This is a genomic window from Kribbella sp. NPDC020701 (assembly GCF_055562215.1).
Genome location: NZ_JBVHFT010000002.1, coordinates 29,481 through 45,827 on the forward strand (window position 1 = coordinate 29,481; position 16,347 = coordinate 45,827).

At 68.3% G+C, this 16,347-nt stretch carries 16 protein-coding genes; 7 read left to right on the forward strand and 9 right to left on the reverse strand.

The window, feature by feature from the left end:
* Positions 1 to 11: 11 nt before the first annotated feature.
* The 4 genes from ACZ3HV_RS03500 to ACZ3HV_RS03515 all read right to left on the reverse strand — a co-directional run bounded on the left by ACZ3HV_RS03500 (position 12) and on the right by ACZ3HV_RS03515 (position 3,566).
* The gene (locus tag ACZ3HV_RS03500; protein ID WP_360364413.1) at positions 12 to 842 is read right to left on the reverse strand and encodes a carbohydrate ABC transporter permease; all 831 of its coding nucleotides are present in this window, start codon (positions 840 to 842) and stop codon (positions 12 to 14) included.
* Entirely contained in the window at positions 842 to 1,798 is a 957-nt protein-coding gene (locus ACZ3HV_RS03505; protein WP_360364411.1) for a carbohydrate ABC transporter permease, read from the reverse strand. The genes ACZ3HV_RS03500 and ACZ3HV_RS03505 overlap by 1 nt, the downstream gene beginning before the upstream one ends.
* 30 nt (positions 1,799 to 1,828) lie before the next feature.
* Positions 1,829 to 3,088 carry an extracellular solute-binding protein gene (locus ACZ3HV_RS03510; RefSeq protein ID WP_465680497.1) on the reverse strand — a complete coding sequence of 420 codons (1,260 nt, stop codon included), beginning with the start codon at positions 3,086 to 3,088 and terminating at the stop codon, positions 1,829 to 1,831.
* 121 nt (positions 3,089 to 3,209) lie between these two features.
* Positions 3,210 to 3,566, reverse strand: coding sequence for a YciI family protein (locus ACZ3HV_RS03515; RefSeq protein ID WP_360364408.1), 357 nt, complete (start codon positions 3,564 to 3,566; stop codon positions 3,210 to 3,212).
* A gap of 46 nt (positions 3,567 to 3,612) precedes the next feature.
* On the opposite strand from ACZ3HV_RS03515, the gene lipB reads away from it, so the two are divergent.
* The 7 genes from lipB to ACZ3HV_RS03550 all read left to right on the forward strand — a co-directional run bounded on the left by lipB (position 3,613) and on the right by ACZ3HV_RS03550 (position 8,825).
* Entirely contained in the window at positions 3,613 to 4,242 is a 630-nt protein-coding gene (lipB, locus tag ACZ3HV_RS03520; RefSeq protein ID WP_465680499.1) for a lipoyl(octanoyl) transferase LipB, read from the forward strand.
* Between the two features lie 18 nt (positions 4,243 to 4,260).
* Positions 4,261 to 4,680 carry a hypothetical protein gene (locus tag ACZ3HV_RS03525; RefSeq protein ID WP_465680501.1) on the forward strand — a complete coding sequence of 140 codons (420 nt, stop codon included), beginning with the start codon at positions 4,261 to 4,263 and terminating at the stop codon, positions 4,678 to 4,680.
* The gene (locus ACZ3HV_RS03530) at positions 4,673 to 5,371 is read left to right on the forward strand and encodes a carbohydrate-binding family 9-like protein (protein ID WP_465680502.1); all 699 of its coding nucleotides are present in this window, start codon (positions 4,673 to 4,675) and stop codon (positions 5,369 to 5,371) included. The genes ACZ3HV_RS03525 and ACZ3HV_RS03530 overlap by 8 nt, the downstream gene beginning before the upstream one ends.
* A gap of 43 nt (positions 5,372 to 5,414) precedes the next feature.
* Positions 5,415 to 6,347: a tetratricopeptide repeat protein gene (locus ACZ3HV_RS03535; RefSeq protein WP_465680503.1), complete on the forward strand. Its 933-nt coding sequence runs from the start codon at positions 5,415 to 5,417 to the stop codon at positions 6,345 to 6,347.
* Positions 6,348 to 6,469: 122 nt separating this feature from the next.
* Positions 6,470 to 7,228: a CoA transferase subunit A gene (locus ACZ3HV_RS03540; RefSeq protein WP_465680504.1), complete on the forward strand. Its 759-nt coding sequence runs from the start codon at positions 6,470 to 6,472 to the stop codon at positions 7,226 to 7,228.
* A 2-nt stretch (positions 7,229 to 7,230) separates the two neighbouring features.
* On the forward strand, positions 7,231 to 7,860 hold the full coding sequence (locus ACZ3HV_RS03545) for a 3-oxoacid CoA-transferase subunit B (RefSeq protein ID WP_465680506.1): 630 nt from the start codon (positions 7,231 to 7,233) through the stop codon (positions 7,858 to 7,860).
* A gap of 59 nt (positions 7,861 to 7,919) precedes the next feature.
* Complete coding sequence (locus tag ACZ3HV_RS03550) at positions 7,920 to 8,825, forward strand: carbohydrate kinase family protein (protein WP_465680508.1); 906 nt, start codon at positions 7,920 to 7,922, stop codon at positions 8,823 to 8,825.
* A gap of 113 nt (positions 8,826 to 8,938) precedes the next feature.
* Here ACZ3HV_RS03550 and ACZ3HV_RS03555 read toward each other — a convergent pair whose 3' ends face one another.
* From ACZ3HV_RS03555 to ACZ3HV_RS03575, 5 genes are all read right to left on the reverse strand, one after another.
* On the reverse strand, positions 8,939 to 9,916 hold the full coding sequence (locus ACZ3HV_RS03555) for a hypothetical protein (protein WP_465680510.1): 978 nt from the start codon (positions 9,914 to 9,916) through the stop codon (positions 8,939 to 8,941).
* A 98-nt stretch (positions 9,917 to 10,014) separates the two neighbouring features.
* Positions 10,015 to 11,160 carry a glycosyltransferase gene (locus ACZ3HV_RS03560; RefSeq protein WP_465680512.1) on the reverse strand — a complete coding sequence of 382 codons (1,146 nt, stop codon included), beginning with the start codon at positions 11,158 to 11,160 and terminating at the stop codon, positions 10,015 to 10,017.
* Between the two features lie 12 nt (positions 11,161 to 11,172).
* Positions 11,173 to 13,791, reverse strand: coding sequence for a glycosyltransferase family 4 protein (locus ACZ3HV_RS03565; protein ID WP_465680514.1), 2,619 nt, complete (start codon positions 13,789 to 13,791; stop codon positions 11,173 to 11,175).
* A complete protein-coding gene (locus ACZ3HV_RS03570; protein ID WP_360364376.1) occupies positions 13,788 to 15,089 on the reverse strand; it encodes a nucleotide sugar dehydrogenase in 1,302 nt (433 codons plus the stop codon). The genes ACZ3HV_RS03565 and ACZ3HV_RS03570 overlap by 4 nt, the downstream gene beginning before the upstream one ends.
* A 28-nt stretch (positions 15,090 to 15,117) precedes the next feature.
* Positions 15,118 to 16,347, reverse strand: coding sequence for an acyltransferase family protein (locus ACZ3HV_RS03575; RefSeq protein WP_465680516.1), 1,230 nt, complete (start codon positions 16,345 to 16,347; stop codon positions 15,118 to 15,120).

Consider the following 16,347-nt stretch of genomic DNA (forward strand, 5'->3'; position numbering starts at 1 on the left):
TCAGCGGGCGATCAGCCCTTGACGGCGCCCGCGGTCAGACCGGCGACGATCCGGCGCTGGAAGAGCAGCACCAGGATGACGACGGGGATGGTGACGACCACCGAGGCCGCCATGATCGCGGTGACCGGCGACTGGAACTGCGAGGCGCCGGTGAAGAACGACAACGCCGCCGGGACGGTCCGGGCCCGGTCGGTCGAGGTGAGCGAGATCGCGAGCAGGAACTCGTTCCAGCAGAAGAAGAACGTCAGGATCGTGGTGGTGAACACGCCGGGTGCGGCCAGCGGCACGATGACCTTGCGGAACGCCTGCCAGGCGGTCGCCCCGTCCACCTGTGCGGCCTGCTCCATCTCCCAGGGGATCTGCCGGAAGAACGCCGACATGGTCCAGATCGACAGCGGCAGGGCGAAGGTGAGGTAGGGGATGATCAGGCCGGCCCAGGTGTCGTAGATGCCGAGGTTGCGCCACATGTTGAACAGCGGCCCGACCAGCGCGGCCTGCGGGAACATCGCGATCGCCAGCGCCATCGACAGCAGGAGTTTCTTACCCGGGAACTCCAGCCGAGCGATCGCGTACGCGGCGAACATCGCGACGATCACCGACAGCAGGGTCGCGATGAAGGCGATGCCCACCGAGTTGCGCAGCGCGCTGGTGAAGAGGCTGTCGCTGAACACAGTGTCGTAGTTCGTCCACACCCACTTCTCGGGGAAGAACGTCGGCTTCGCGCTGCGGAACGTGGCCGGGTCCTTGAACGACAACGACACCATCCACAACATCGGGAACAGTGCCCAGACCAGGATGAGCAGGCCCCAGCCGGTCCACCAGTACTTCGCGTTCCGGTTCATCACTTGTCACCCCTCACCTGCGAGAGGTCGGTCTTGAAGCCCTTGACGAACAGGAACGCGATGATCACCACGCTGAAGAACAGCAGCACCGAGATCGCCGAGCCGACGCCGAGATTCAGCAGCGTGACGTTCTGCCGGTAGGCGAGGAAGGACAGCGTCTCGGTCTTGTTCGCACCGGCCGTCATGATGAACGGGTTGTCGAAGATCCGCCAGGCGTCCAGGGTGCGGAACAGCAGCGCGACCATGATGGCCGCCTTCATGTTCGGAAGCGTCACTCGCATCAGCCGCTGGCGGGCGGTGGCGCCGTCGACGGACGCCGCCTCCTGCAGGTCCCACGGCACCTGGACCAGGCCGGCGAGCAGCAGCAGCGAGATGAACGGCGTGGTCTTCCAGATCTCGGAGAAGATGATGACGAACAAGGAGGACCAGCGCTGGCCGAACCAGTTGTAGTCGCCGAGGCCGAACCACTGGTTGATGAACCCCGAGTCCAGCTGGAACGCGTACCGCCAGATGTAGGCCGACACCACGGTGATGATCCCGTACGGGAGCAGGATCCCGGTGCGCACCAGCGATCGGCCACGCAGGATCCGGTACATCACGAAGGCGAACGCGAAGCCGAGGACGAGCTCGATCCCGACGCTGAACGCGGTGATGATGAAGGTGGTCAGGAAGTCGCTCCACCAGACCGGGTCGGTCAGCACGGTTCCGTAGTTCGCCAGGCCGACGAAGGAGCGCCCCTCCGGGTCGGTCAGCCGGTAGTTGTACAGCGACAGGACGACCGCGTACACCAGCGGGTAGGCGGTCACCACGATCATCACGACGAAGGCGGGCGCGGACAGCCAGAGTCCGAGCCGTCGTTCGTGCCGGGTGCGGTCCGACATCCGCGCCGGAACCGGTGCGGCCGACGGCGTCGTGGCCGGGAGCGTCGCCGTGTCAGGTTGATCGTTGACGGCCATCGGTCCCTCCCTAGGACGATTCGGGTCGGCTCAGAGCAGCCGATCTCCGCTCAGGACCTCGCTCATGAACTTGTCGGTGTCCTCCGGTGTCGCCGGAGCACGGACGTCGGTCCCCGGGTGCCAGGTGATCTGCACCGACGTGGAGACGTCGTTGTAGTACGGCGTGATCGGCCGCGGACCCGCGTCGTTGATCGAATCCCGGATCAGCGGTGCCATCGGGAACGCCTTGCGCACCTGGGGATCGTCGTACGCCGCTGCCTTCGCGGCCGGGTTCCCCGCGTCGACCATGTACTGGATGCTGCTCTGCAGCGAGGTGAGGCACTTGACCAGGGCCAGCGCCTGGTCGGGGTACTTGGTATACGCGCCGATGGCCAGGTTGATCCCACCGAGCGGCGGCTTGCTAGGCATTCCCTCCACGACCCGCGGGTACCGCGCCCAGCCGATGTCGTCGACCACGGCCTGCGTGGTCGCGCCGGCCTTCACGTCGGCCGACGCCGCGCCGTACACGTACGGCCAGTTGACCATGAACCCGCCGCGGTCGCTCTGGAAGGCGGAGCGAGCCTCTTCCTCGGTCGCGGTGGACATCGCCGGCGGTGCCGCGGAGGACCGGGCCAGGTTGCCGACGACCTCGGCGGCCGCGTCACCGGCCGGTGAGGCCATCGACGGCGTCGCGTTCTTGCCCGCCTGCACGTTGGTGACGATCTGGCCACCGGCCGAGACGACCAGCGCGTTGATCCAGACCATGTAGCCCTCGTACCGGTTGGCCTGGACGGCGACCACCTTGTTCTCGGCCTCCGCCGCCTTGATCATCTGGTCCCAGGTGAAGCCCGGGGCGGTCGGGTCGACCCCGGCCGCTGCGGCCGCCGACTTGCGGTACCAGAGCAGCTGGGTGTTCGCCCAGAACGGCGCCGCGACGAGTTGGCCGTTCCAGTACGCCGTCTTGATCGGTGCGGCCAGGACGCCGTCGGTGAACGTCGCCTCGTCCTGCTTGCTGAACGGGCGCAGGAACCCCGCGTTCGCGAACTCGGCCACGAACGGTGGATCCAGACTCATCAGGTCGATCGAGCTGTCCTTGGCGGCCAAGCGCCGTACGAGTTGCTCGCGCTGCTGGGACGCGTCGTTCGGCAGCGTCTGGATGTCCACCTTGTACGGGCCGCCCGCCGGCGCGCACTTCTCGGCGAGCCGCGCCTGTCCACCGTTATCAGGATTGATGTACCAGTTGAGCGTGGGCGTGCCGTTGTCCTGCCCGCACGCAACAAGGAGCGGCAGGGCGAGAGCGGCCGCAGCCACGTAGGTCAAACTCCCCCGGAGCCTTCTCGACAGCCGAGTCCGAGCCACCCGTCGACCACACATGACATCGCCCCCTCGCGATGTGGTCCTAACTGATAATCCACCCGGCCGCTCAGGTGCGCTAGTCCTCCATTGCCTCGGCGAGGGAGTGGGGCGGGCGGACCTTGGCGAAGGTGAGATTGCCGGCGGGCATCATCCAGGTCATGACATGGACGGCGAGGCGGCCGGCTCGGACCGCGGGGTCGGCTTCGGCGTGGGCGCGGGCGGTTTCCTGGTCGACGGACCAGATGGAGAAGCCGCGGAAGCGGTCGTCGTCCTGGTCGGTGAGGGGTCCGCGGGCGAGGACCAAGCCGCGCTCCTGCAGGCCGGCGCCGTACGCCAGATGGCGGTTCTGGAGCTCGGTGGCCTGCTCGTCGCTCAGGACCGGCGGGTCCGGGCGGAGCGTCAGCACGATCACGGTGTACCGGTCGAAGCGCATGATCGAAAAGTAAACCTGTTCGGGTCACCCGCCTAGGCTGGACCGCATGCAGCGCGTGGATCTGGGCGAGGTGGATTACGAGGTCGCAGCGAAGGAGATGCGCGACTGGGTCGAGGAGCGGGTGGAGGGAACGGCCGAGGATCGGCTGTTCCTGCTGAGTCATCCGCCGGTCATCACGTACGGGCCCCGCACGGTGCTGGGCGATCTGCCGCCCGAGACGGCGGGGATCCCGGCGGTGGCGGTCGACCGCGGCGGGTTCGCGACGTACCACGGGCCGGGCCAGCTGGTCGGGTACCTGGTGATCGATCTGAAGTCGCGCGGTCCGGTCGACATCGTGCGATGGGTCGAGAACGGGCTGATCGACGCACTGGGATCGCTCGGGTTCCCGCTCGTACGGCGGGACACGCCGAAGGGAGCGAGCAGCCTGGTCGGGGTGTGGACCGAGGACGGCCGGAAGCTGTGCTCGATCGGGATGCGGATCCGGCGCGGCGTGACCAGCCACGGCTTCTCGGTGAACGTCGACCCGGACATGACGGTCTTTCACACGTTCACGAGTTGCGGGCTGCACGACGTCACGATGGTCTCGCTGGCCGAGCTCGCGGCGGAGCGTGCCGTGCCCGTCCCCACCGACGCCATGGTGCGGGATGCGATCGCGCACTCCCTCGGGGCCGCGTAATCCCGATAGCCTGCGGCAATGAGCCAGGAGGATGCGGACGAAGGACGGTACGACGCACCACCGTTGCCGCCGGCTTTGATCCTGGCCGTGGTCGGGTTGTTGTGCGGCTTCGCGACGATCGCGCTGGTGTGGCTGAGTGAGCGCAGTTGCGAGCGGTTCCGTGACACCACGAACTGCGGTGCGCTCGGGCTCCCGCTGCTGGTGCTGATCGTGGCCGTGACCATGGTGCTCGGCGGGCTCGCGCTGAGCCGGCTGTCGATGCCGAGCCCCCGGCTGGTCGCGTTCCTCGGAGTCGCCTTCATGCTGGCCGTCGTACTCGCGTTTCTGACCGGCTATCTGGACTCGTCGTGGATCCTGGCCGTCGTACCGGTTCTGACTCTGATCACCTTCCTGCTCGCCAATCTCGTCGCCCGACTGCTGGAGCGTGCCGATGCCTGACCTGCCCGTCTACGAGTGCCCGCGGACCCCGGCCGCGCCGAACCTCGACGGCACCCTGACCGACCCCGCCTGGGACGTCGCGCCCTGGACCACCGACTTCGTCCCGATCGCCGACGGGCCGGCGCCGCGGTTCCGGACCCGGGCGAAGCTGATGTACGACGACCAGTACCTGTACGTCGGCGGGCTGCTCGAGGAACCGCACGTCTGGTCGACGATGACCGAGAAGAACAGCAAGCTCTTCCACGAGAACAACTTCGAGCTGTTCCTCGACCCGGACGGCGACGGGCAGAACTACTACGAGTTCGAGATCAACCCGCTCGGCACGATCTGGGAGCTCACCCTGCCCAAGCCGTACGTCGACGGCGGCGTACCGATCGACCCGACCAACCTGCCCGGGCTGCGCACCGCGATCCACGTCGACGGGACGGTCAACGACCCGTCCGACACCGACACCGGGTGGTCGACGGAGATCGCCGTACCGTGGGCCGATCTGGCGTCGTACAACGAGGGCCGGGCGACCCCGCCGAATCCGGGCGACGAGTGGCGGATGAACCTGATGCGGTGCCAGCACCCGCACGAGGTGGTCGACGGCGCGTATGTGAAGGGGACCGAGCTGGAGTTCTGGGTCTGGTCGCCGCAGGGCGTCGAGGATATGCACCTCCCGGCCCACTGGGGCGTACTCCGTTTCTGACCCGGTGACATGACGTTCACACGGCCGAGTAACAATGAGTTACGTGGACTTAGCGGGCTCAGGCGATCTGCACAGCCTGGAGGGTGACCAGGTCGTCAGCGCGATCGAGCGTGCGTGCGAGAGCGACCTGAGGACCGCCCTCCGGCTCGTTGCGCGCTACTCGGCGTACTGGTGGTCGCACGGGCTTCAAGACGAGGCTGCGGCCGCTGCGGAGCGAGTGCTCAGCATGCTGGGCCGGACTGTCCCGGTCGGGCTGGACGAGGAGTACCTGCTCGCTGTGCTGCACGGCGCCGCATCGGCCGAGCAGGCGCAGGTCGAACGGGCCCAGCAGATCGTGCTGGAGTCGACCGGGCCGTTCCGGTACTCCGTGACCGTGCTGCTGTGGTCACTGGTGTTCGGACCGTTCGAGCCCGCCGGCGTGGTCCAGGACGTGCTGGAGCGGAACGAGACCGGTGACGCATGGGCCCGCGCAGCTGTCGAGCTGTGCCGCGGGTATCCAGGCCTGACCACAGTGGCCCCTGCCGAGGCCGCACAGGCGCTGCGTACGGCGTTGGGCCGCTTCCGCATGCTCGAGGACGCGTGGGGCACGTTCCTGGCACTCAGTGCGCTCCGGCAGACCGTGGACGAGCCGCTGGACCTCACCACCGAGGCACTGGCGCTGGCGGAGCAACTCGGGTTGGAAGAGGAGACCGGCGTACTGCTCTGCCAGCGTGGTGACCTCTACCGCGCACTGGGCAAGCTTGAGGATGCTCGAGAGGACTACAGCCAGGCGCTGGACGTCAGTGAGCGTGCTGACCTCCCAGAGACGGCCGCGGCGGCGCGCATCGGTCTCGCACGGACGGCCAGGTACTGCGGCAATCTCCCGGCCGCCCGGGCGCACCTCTCCGCGGTGCTGGCCTTCCCCGAGCTGGAAGACGCTCACTTCGAGGCTCTGCACGAGCTGACCGCGCTGAACGCGTCGGAAGCCTCCGCATAGCACCGGACCACATCTGCGGGTGGTACGCCGCCACACGTGTGGTAGCGGCCACATCGCGAGAGTCGTACCCGGCTGGTTAGAGTCGGGAGCTAACCGGCACAGAGACTGCAACGGAGCAGCTGATGGACAAGACGTACGACTCGCCGCGGGCCGCGGTCGACGACATCGGCGACGGCGCGAGCCTCGCGGTCGGCGGCTTCGGGCTGTGCGGTAATCCGATGGAACTGATCACCGCCCTGCACGACAAGGGGGTGAGCGGGCTCAGCGTGGTCTCGAACAACTGCGGTGTCGACGACTGGGGCCTGGGCATCCTGCTCGCGGACAAGCGGATCGCCAAGATGACCTCGTCGTACGTCGGGGAGAACAAGGAGTTCGCCCGGCAGTTCCTGCACGGGGAGCTGGAGGTCGAGCTGACCCCGCAGGGCACGCTGGCCGAGAAGTTGCGGGCCGGCGGCTGCGGGATCGCCGCGTTCTTCACCCTGGCCGGTGTCGGGACTCAGGTCGCCGACGGTGGGCTGCCGCAGAAGTACAACGCCGACGGCACCGTGGCGAAGGCCTCGGCGGCCAAGGAGACCCGGGAGATCAACGGGACGACGTACGTGCTGGAGGAGTCGATCACCACCGACTTCGGCCTGGTGCACGCGCTCAAGGGCGATACCCACGGGAACCTGGTGTTCGACCGGAGCGCGCGCAACTTCAACCCACTGGCCGCGATGGCCGGCCGGGTCACGATCGCGACGGTGGAGGAGCTGGTCCAGCCTGGTGAGCTGGACCCGGACGAGATCCACCTGCCCGGCGTCTACGTCCAGCGGGTGGTTGCTGTTGGCAAGGGAATCGAGAAGCGGATCGAGAAGCGCACCGTGCAGCCGAAAGGGGCTTGAGCATGCCACTCACCCGTGAGCAGATGGCCGCCCGCGCCGCCGCCGAGCTCGCCGACGGCGAGTACGTGAACCTCGGCATCGGCCTGCCGACGCTGGTCCCGAACTACATCCCCGACGGCGTCACCGTCGTACTGCAGAGCGAGAACGGCATCCTCGGCGTCGGCCCGTACCCGGTCGAGGGCGAAGAGGACCCGGACCTGATCAACGCCGGCAAGGAGACCGTCACGACGCTGCCGGGCGCCTCATTCTTCGACTCCGCGCTCTCCTTCGGGATGATCCGCGGCGGCGCCATCGACGCGGCCATCCTCGGCGCCATGCAGGTCTCGGCCACCGGCGACCTGTCGAACTGGATGATCCCCGGCAAGATGGTCAAGGGCATGGGCGGCGCGATGGACCTGGTGCACGGCGCCAAGAAGGTGATCGTGCTGATGGAGCACGTCGCCAAGGACGGCTCGCACAAGATCCTGACCGAATGCGACCTGCCCTACACCGGTCGCGGCGTGGTGAACCGGATCATCACCGACCTCGCCGTGCTCGACGTCACCGACGACGGGCTGCAGTTGGTCGAGCTCGCAGACGGCGTCACCTTCGACGAACTGCAGGAAAAGACCGGGGCACCGATCAAGCAGTAAATGAGACAGGTTGCGTTCAGGTCCCGGAAAAACCCTGTCATACCTGGCGAAAGTCAGGTATGACGGGACGGGTGGAGCTGGATGTGCTGGTCATCGGTGGGGTGGGGATCGACACGATCGTGCGGGTGCCGAGCCTGCCGTTGAAGGACGTCGACACGATCGGGGTGGAACCGATCGAGTCGTACCTCGGCCACACCGGGCACGGTGTGACGCTCGGCTGCCACCTGCTCGGCCTGCGCGCGGGCCTGGTGGACCTGATCGGCGACGACCCCGAGGGCGACCGCATCCGCCGGACGTACGACGAACTCCGGCTCCCCCTGCACGTCGCCATCCACCCCAGCGGAACTCGCCGGTCCGTAAACCTGGTCGCGCCGGACGGCCGGCGCCTCTCCTTGTACGACGGGCGGCAGCCGGCCGGGCTCCGCGTCGACCCGGATCTCTGGCGGGCGAACGTCGTACACACTCAGCATGTGCATGTCTCGATCATGGATTTCGCGCGGTACGCACTGGGCGACGCGATCGCGGCCGGCTGCACGGTCTCGACCGACCTGCACGACTGGGACGGGCGGAGCGACTACCACAAGGACTTCGCGACCGCGGCCGACATCGTCTTCGTCTCCACCAGTTCCCTGGAGCCTGACGGGGTCGACTGGATCTTCGCCAACGGCCGGGCCGAGATCGTCGTCGCGATGTCGGGTGCCGACGGCAGCTACCTGTACGTCCGCAACCACCCCGCCCGGCACGTCCCGGCGATCCACCTCCCCGATCGCCCGGTCGTCGACACGAACGGTGCCGGCGACGCCTACGTCGCCGCCTTCCTGGCCCGCTACCTCGACGGCGTCGACTGGTACGACGCCGCCCTCGCCGGCACCATCGCCGGCGCCTGGTCCTGCGGCTCCCCCGGCACCCACACCAACCTCATCACCGCCGAACAACTAGCCCTCCAAACCCGAAAACACCTCTAGTCAGGATCGGGTCATCGCAGGGTGGAGGGTGGTGGCTGTGCCGCGGCACGTCACGTCACCTACACCCCAGCCGACCCCACGACCCAGGCCGCCCTGGAAACCCTCCTCGCAGCTCAGTCGCCGTTGGCGACGTCGTAGATCGGAATCGGAACCCAGCGGAAGTAGACCGGGTCGTCGAACGCGCCTGGGACCTCACCGCGGGACTGGATCACCGTCGACAGGCCGTTCGCGTGGCCGACGGCGTACAGGTAGCCCTTCTTGGTGTCCTTGTCGATGCCGAGCAGGAGCGTGCCGTACTGGCCGCACCCCATCGCCGACAGCGTCTCGAAGCCCTGCCAGGTGCGGGTCCGGACCTGCTTGACGATCGGCTTCATCGGCGACGTCAACGGGATCCGGATCGTGTACAGCGCACCGCCGCGGGTGTTCGCCAGGAACGTGTCGTACGTGCGTGTCTTCGCGATCAGCGTCATCGTCTTGACCGCGGAGAAACCGGCGTACGAGCCGGTCGCACGCCAGCCTCCGCCCCTGTTCCAGCGCAAGAGCACACCGTCGTTGCGCAAGGCGTAGGCGTTCGAGTGGTAGACCTTGGGCTTCTGGCCGTCCGGGCTCTCGTAGTCCGCGGTCTCCAGGAAGGTGAACTTGCTCCAGCCACCGCCGATCCGCCGCAACTGCTGCGGGAGGCTCGGGTCGATCTCGCCGGTGCCATCGATCGCGTAGCTACTGGCGTAAAGCCCGTCGCCGATGACTACGTACCCGTAGTGGTCGGCGCCGGCGATGTTCGGTTCGATCGTCTGGCGGGCGCTGAGCCGGATCTGGCCAGCCTGGTACACCCCGTCGATGCCTCCCCTGTCCGGCACGGTCGGCGGAACGGTCGCGGTCGGATCCGCGAACGTGTGCTGCCCGGTCGCGGTCACCGAGCCCTGCCAGACGAAGCACGCCTCAGCGGCCGCCGCGGTGATCTTCTTGTTCGTGCCCGGCACCGTCGCGCCCGGGCCGATCGGGTTCGGTCCTCGTGCATACGCCGCCGCCGGCGCCAGCGCGCTCACCGCCAGCACCGCACTCCCCGCCCAGGCCACCATCCGTCGCTGCATGTCCCCAGTCCCCTCTAGTCAGTGGATCGCCTCCACAGAGCTTGATACCGGGCGCACACGCAAAGTTGCGGGCGAAGTGCAGCGACGTCGGAGCGGAGTCAGCCGGCGAGCTCTGAGTAGGCAGCCACCAAGGTGGCGGAATCCTTTTCCCAGTTGAGTTCTGCGGCTGCCGAGCGGACTCCGTCGGTGTAGACCGTGTAGTTCTCGATCAGGGCGCGTACGGCGGCGGTGAGGGATGCCGGGTTCCCGGGTTCGTACAAGGTGCCGAGCTTGTACTGGGTTACCACCGCGCGCATTTCGGGGAGGTCGGCGGCGACCACCGGCACCCCGGCCCGGACGGCGTGGAAGAGTTTGTTGGGGAGAGCCAAGCGGTGGTTCTCGCAGGTGTTCGTCAACGTCACGAGCGAGATCCCGTACGAGCGGAGCGTGTCGTCGACCTCGTCGATCGAGCGTTCGGCCTCCGTCTCGACCGGCCCCAGGTCCAGGCGGTAGTTCGGATCCACCGAGCCCATCAACACAGTGCGGAACGGCGCCAACCGACGCGCGGCCTCCACCAGCGTCGGCAGGTCCCGGCCGGCGCCCACGCGACCGGCGTACAGGAGACCCTCGGGCTGGTCCGGCGCAGGCGGTACGGCGGAAGGCCGCGGGAAGGTATTGCGTACGACGCGAACGTCCGGCAATCCCCGTGAATGCAGCCGAGCCGCGATCCCGTCCGACACGGTGATCACGAACCGCGCCTTCGAAGCCAGCGAAACCTCGTACCGCCGCCCGCGAGCACGCCACAGCGGCGTCGGCCGACCCGGCAGTGCCCGGTCGAACCACAGCTCATGAGTGTCGTAGACCAGCGCCGCCGACCACTTCTCGGCGTACTCGGCGGCGAGCTCCAACGTGTTGAAGTCATGCGCGTGCACGACGTCGAACGGCCCTGCGGCAGCCACCCGGGGCGCCGCCGCGATCCGCCACTGCTTCTCGGTCCGGTCCCGGTGTTCCGGCAGCAGCAGCCACCGGCCGAATCGCTGGATCAGCACCTTCGGCCCGTTCCGGCCGTGGCCGACCGCTAGTCCGCCGTTGCCCGTCCGCAGCCCGGCCGAGCGGGAGACCGACTCGACCGTGACCCCGGGTCCGACCTCGAAGCCTTCCGGCACATCCCGGCCGATCACCTGAATCGTGTGACCGGCCGCGACCAGAGCCGTTGCCTCTCGCAGAATGCGCGAGTCCCCGGCGATCGGGGACTGCGCGATCATCAGAATTCGCACTTACCGGCCGCCGACCTCGAGCTCGTTGTTGACAAAGGGAAGCAGCGCCTCGACCGACCGGTGCCCGTCATGCAGATCCCGGACGTACGACGGCCCGGCGTCGGCGATCTTGCGGGCCGTGTCGCGCTCGGCGACCAGCCGCTCGATCACCTCGGACAGGTCGTCCGGCGTCGCCTCCGCGATCGGCAGGTCGGTCGGTAGCAGGTCGCGAACCGGGTCCGCGACGTGCCCGACGGTGACCCGGCCGGCCGCCATCGCCTCGCAGGCGAAGACGCCGTACGTGCCGAGCAGCAGCTGGTCGACCACGATGTCGGCGCTCTTGACCAGCTCGGCCAGCTCCGCGTGCGGAACGCCCTGGACCCGCTGGTACCTGATCAGGCCTCGCGCATCCAGGTCCGCCAGCACAGGATCGACGTACGCCGAGCCCTTCAAAGCACTCGCCGACGGTGCGTGCAGGACCACCGGCACCTCGCGCTCCAGCACCGGCTGGGTCGACCCGAACTCCTCGACGTCCACGGCCAGCGGCAACCAGATGCCGTTGTCAACGAACTCCAGCAGGTCCGGCGTGGTGACGAAGATCGGGCCTTCGTACCCCTCCAGGTGCTGCCGCATCAGGTCGTTCGCGGACTGCAGCCGCGACGTCAGCTCGTCGTCCGGGTTGTGGAACGGCGACCACCGGTACCGCGCCCGGTGCAGAGCCGGATCGCGGATCTCCGAACCGTGGAAGACCAGCCCGTGCTTGATCCCGGCCCGGTCCAGCGTCGGTACGTCGTTCGTCCACAGCTGCCCGGGCTCCTGACCGAACATCGGCCGGCCCGCCTCGAACAGCACATGGGTGACCTCGCGCAACGCGTACGCCGTCAGCTCCAGCTGCCAGCGCAGCTCCGACCGGTACTGCTGATATGTCCCGGTGCGGTGCACGCGGAAGTCGAACGCGCCACTGTCCGTGGTCAGCGACTCGGCCTTGAGATCCGGGACCTCACGCTCGAGCGCGGTCGCCCACAGCCAGGCCTGGCCGGCACTGTTGACCGGACCGATCAGCAACCGGCGCTGCTTCTTGATCGCGCGGCCACCAGGCTGAACGACCTCGAGCTGCCGGCCGACCAGTTCGCCGTACAGGCTGCGAAGCTTCGCCGCCTGCCCGGCCCAGGACACTTCCTGCTGGTAACCGGGGTCCGCGACCCGCTCGCGGTAGGAGTCGAGGTCACCGAGGACCGTGCGGACCTTCGACGCCAGATCGTGCGCGTCGGCGGCGACGAACACCTCGCCGATCCGGGTCCGGTCGACGAACTCCTTCATGCTCGGCATGTCGGAGACCACCACCGGCAGCCCGGCGAAGGCGTACTCGAACAGCTTGTTCGGCAGGGCCATCTCGTGGCTCGGGTACCGCAGGATCGGGATCACGCCGACATCCGCGGTCCGCAGGAACGCGACCACCTCGTCCGGCTTCACCGGGTCCAGGCAGTGCAACCGGTCCTGCACCTCGAGCGACACGGCCTGCGCCTGCAACTCCCGGACCGCGTCCGTCTCCACACTGGGCACGCACACGACAGCCAGGTGCACGTCCGGCAGGTCCACCAGCGCCTGTACGGCGGTGTGGATGCCACGTGCGCGCGTCACACCACCGCTGTAGACCAGCAGCGGTACGTCGGAAGCCAAGCCGATCCGGCTGCGAAGGTCGGACACCTCGACCGATACGTCCGCCGGGTTCGGCGTGTTCATGATCACGATGGGCTCGTGGTCGAGCTTGTGCTCGCGCTGCAACCGCTTGGCGATGGCCGGGCTGACCGTGATCACCCGGTCGGCGTCCGCGATGTACTCGGCCTCGTGGTTGGCCCACGCCGCGATCGAGCGCCGGGTGCGAGCGCCGTACCGGGACAGGCCGGCGACGTACTCGTGCGCGTCGTACACGACCTTCAGGTCCTTGCCGCGCAGCTTCGCCCGGCCGGCGGCGCGGGTGGCGACGCCGATCACGTGCATGTCGTGCGCGTGCACGACATCGGGCTCGAGGCGGTCGATCAGATCACCGAAGGCGATCTCGAGATCCAGCGCCTCCGGGTGCAGCTTGCGCCACGGGGCCGGCCACCCCAGCCTGTGGATCACCCCGTCGTACGCGCGCCAGCCGAACTTGAACGGACCGTCGGCCTTGCTGCCGACTCCCGTGCGCACCCGGGTCGCCTTCTTCGCGGCCTGCCAGCGCGACCGGCGCAGCAGCCGGGCGGCCGCGCCGAGCTTGAACTCGAGCGGATTTCCCTGGCCCGCCTCGGCCCGCGCGATGGCGCGCCCGGAGTCGGCCTTCAGCTCCTCGAGCTCGGCCTGGATGCGCTGGCTGCGGGCGACAGAGGTAGACCGGTACTTGAACCCCACCAACGGCGGCCGCCAGTCCCGGCGCGCCGCACGACTGCGCTTGCGCTCCTCCCGCAGGGCGAACGGCACCGCAACGCGGACGATCAGCGCGCCGTCGAGCATCTCCCTCGACGGCAGGTCGCCGGCCGAGACCCCGAGCACAGTCACCTCTGCTCCGGTCTCGGCCAGAGCTGCGGCCTCCTTGCGGACCCTACTGTCGTTGGTGACGTCGTTCGCGACCATCATCACGACCCGCAGGCCGGGATGTGTCACTGGCTGACCGACCTTCCGATCACGATCCGGCGCACGCCCGCCCAACGAGCCGGGTCGGTGCGGTCACGGCCGTCGACGAGCACCTTCACACCCGGCAGCTCGGCCGGGGTCAGCTGCGCGTACTCGGCGTGGTCCGCCTGCAGCACGGCCGCGTCCACCGGAGCGCCCAGCGCGTACGGCGTGAAGCCGAGCTGCCGCAGCTCCTCATCGGTGTACAGCGGGTCGTGCACGGACACCTCGGCACCACGGGCCTTCAGCGCCTCCACGGCCGGGAAGACCCCGGAGAACGCCGTCTCCTTGACGCCACCACGGTATGCCGCGCCGAGCACGGCCACCTTGGCTCCGGTCAGGTCGCCGTACGCGCCCTCGAGCAGGCCGATGGTGTACTCCGGCATACCGAGGTTCGCCTCGCGGGCGGCCCGGACGACGGTGGCCTCCGGGTCGGTCCACAGGTAGAGCCGCGGATAGACCGGGATGCAGTGGCCGCCGACCGCGATGCCGGGCCGGTGGATGTGGCTGTAGGGCTGCGAGTTCGAGGCCTCGATGACCTGGTGGACGTCGATGCCGTTCTCACCGGCGAACCGGGCGAACTGGTTCGCCAGGCCGATGTTGACGTCGCGGTAGGTGGTCTCGGCCAGCTTCGCCAGCTCGGCCGCCTCGGCCGAACCCAGGTCCCAGACGCCGTTGCCGCGCTCCAGGTCCGGGCGCTCGTCGAAGTCGAGGACGGCCTCGTAGAAGGAGGTGGCGCGCTTGGCGCCTTCCTCGGACAGCCCGCCGACCAGCTTCGGGTACTTGCGCAGGTCCGCGAAGATCCGGCCGGTGAGCACCCGCTCGGGCGAGAACACCAGGTGGAAGTCCTGGCCCTCGGTCAGGCCGGAGATCTCCTCGATCATCGGCTTCCACCGGTTGCGGGTGGTGCCGACCGGGAGGGTGGTCTCGTAGCTGACCAGGGTGCCCGGGCTGAGGTGCTCGGCCAGTGACCGGGTGGCGTTCTCCATCCAGCCGAAGTCCGGCTCGCCGGTCTGCTCGTCGACGAAGAGTGCCACGACCACCACCACCGCGTCGCTGCCGGGGATGGCGTCCGCGTAGTCCGTGGTCGCCCGCAGGCGGCCGTCGGCCACGGTCTCGGCCAGCAGTTCGGCCAGGTGCGCCTCACCCGGGAACGGCTCCTGTCCGGCGTTCACCTGGTCGACCGTCGCCGGATTGATGTCGACGCCGATGACCTCATGCCCCTTGGCCGCGAACTGGACCGCCAACGGCAGCCCGATCTTGCCTAAGGCAACAACACTGACACGCACAGGAACTCCACTAGGTAGTGATTCTTCGTCATCGGGGCCCCCGCAGCTTCCGTTCCAGCGGGTGTTCGACGAACTTGTACAGCAGCCACGCAGCGAGGATCGAGATGGCGCAGACACCGGCGTACCAGGTCAGGTTCGACCAGCCGATCGGGCCGGCCACACCGTGCTGCTCCTTGATCGCGTACAGGATGGTGGCGTGCACCAGGTAGAAGGCGTACGACCACTTGCCGAGGGCGACCATCGGACGGCTGCGCAGCAGTGACCGGCCGCCCCGGGTGTCGCGGGAGGCGACGGCCAGGATCAGGAAGCCGTACAGCAGCGTGAGTTCTTCCTTCTGGGTCAGGCTCATGGTGATCGCGAACGGAATCTTGGTCGGGTGCGAACCCGAGTACCACAGAAGGAACAGGCCGCCGGCGGTGACCAGGAAGGCAAACCAGACCGGGATCCGCGGCTTCCAGCCGGTCCGCAGCGCGATCGCCAGGCCGATACCGAACAGGAACGCGACCGAGTGCAGGATCGGCTGTGGCAGCACCGGTACGACGTCCTTGTAATGGAACAACACCAGCCGATAGGCGCCACCGACGAGAATCACGGCCGCACAGAGGGTCAGGCCGCCGGCCACCTTGAGCCTGGCCGTGGCCCGGTGCACGAACGGGAAGTAGGCGTAGAAGAACGCCTCCACCGACAGCGTCCAGGATGCCGGATTGCCGCCGTACAGGATGTTCGGGTCGTTCGACCAGCCGTGCAGCAGGAACACCGACAAGATGATGACGGTCATCGAGACCGGCTTGATCCACCACATTCCGGTCGGCGGATCGAACCGGTAGAACACGAAGATCGCCGCGACCAGCGCGACCATGTGGGCCGGCCAGATCCGGGCGAACCGGCGGCGGTAGAAGGTACGGACCTTCGTGCCTGGCTGGGCCGACCAGGTCAGTACGAAACCGGACAACACGAAGAAGAACGTCACCCCGGAGGTGCCGTACTTCAGGAAGTCGAAGATCGGCAGCGGCGCCAGGTTGGTCATGTGGTGCGCGAAAACGAAGAACGCCGCCCACCAGCGCAGGCCGGTGAGCGACTCGACCCGCGGCAGTCGCTTGTGGGGCTCGGCCGGCGGCTTCCCGGACTCACCCGGGAAGGCACTGACCGGAGCACCCGGGGGCGGGGTGGCCGTGGCGGTGGACGTACTAGCCGGAGCCGCCGGCCCCGGAGAGCCCGGGGTGGGCGGCTGGCTCTGTTCTTCGGCGGCTTTGGTCAC

Excerpts from the sequence above, each read along its gene's own strand:
- ACZ3HV_RS03515 (WP_360364408.1), bottom strand. The coding sequence starts at position 3,566 with ATGCGCTTCGACCGGTACACCGTGATCGTGCTGACGCTCCGCCCGGAC.
- ACZ3HV_RS03550 (WP_465680508.1), top strand. The coding sequence starts at position 7,920 with ATGACGGGACGGGTGGAGCTGGATGTGCTGGTCATCGGTGGGGTGGGG.
- ACZ3HV_RS03530 (WP_465680502.1), top strand. The coding sequence starts at position 4,673 with ATGCCTGACCTGCCCGTCTACGAGTGCCCGCGGACCCCGGCCGCGCCG.
- ACZ3HV_RS03540 (WP_465680504.1), top strand. The coding sequence starts at position 6,470 with ATGGACAAGACGTACGACTCGCCGCGGGCCGCGGTCGACGACATCGGC.
- ACZ3HV_RS03525 (WP_465680501.1), top strand. The coding sequence starts at position 4,261 with ATGAGCCAGGAGGATGCGGACGAAGGACGGTACGACGCACCACCGTTG.
- ACZ3HV_RS03545 (WP_465680506.1), top strand. The coding sequence starts at position 7,231 with ATGCCACTCACCCGTGAGCAGATGGCCGCCCGCGCCGCCGCCGAGCTC.
- ACZ3HV_RS03505 (WP_360364411.1), bottom strand. The coding sequence starts at position 1,798 with ATGGCCGTCAACGATCAACCTGACACGGCGACGCTCCCGGCCACGACG.
- lipB (WP_465680499.1), top strand. The coding sequence starts at position 3,613 with ATGCAGCGCGTGGATCTGGGCGAGGTGGATTACGAGGTCGCAGCGAAG.
- ACZ3HV_RS03555 (WP_465680510.1), bottom strand. The coding sequence starts at position 9,916 with ATGCAGCGACGGATGGTGGCCTGGGCGGGGAGTGCGGTGCTGGCGGTG.
- ACZ3HV_RS03500 (WP_360364413.1), bottom strand. The coding sequence starts at position 842 with ATGAACCGGAACGCGAAGTACTGGTGGACCGGCTGGGGCCTGCTCATC.
- ACZ3HV_RS03560 (WP_465680512.1), bottom strand. The coding sequence starts at position 11,160 with ATGATCGCGCAGTCCCCGATCGCCGGGGACTCGCGCATTCTGCGAGAG.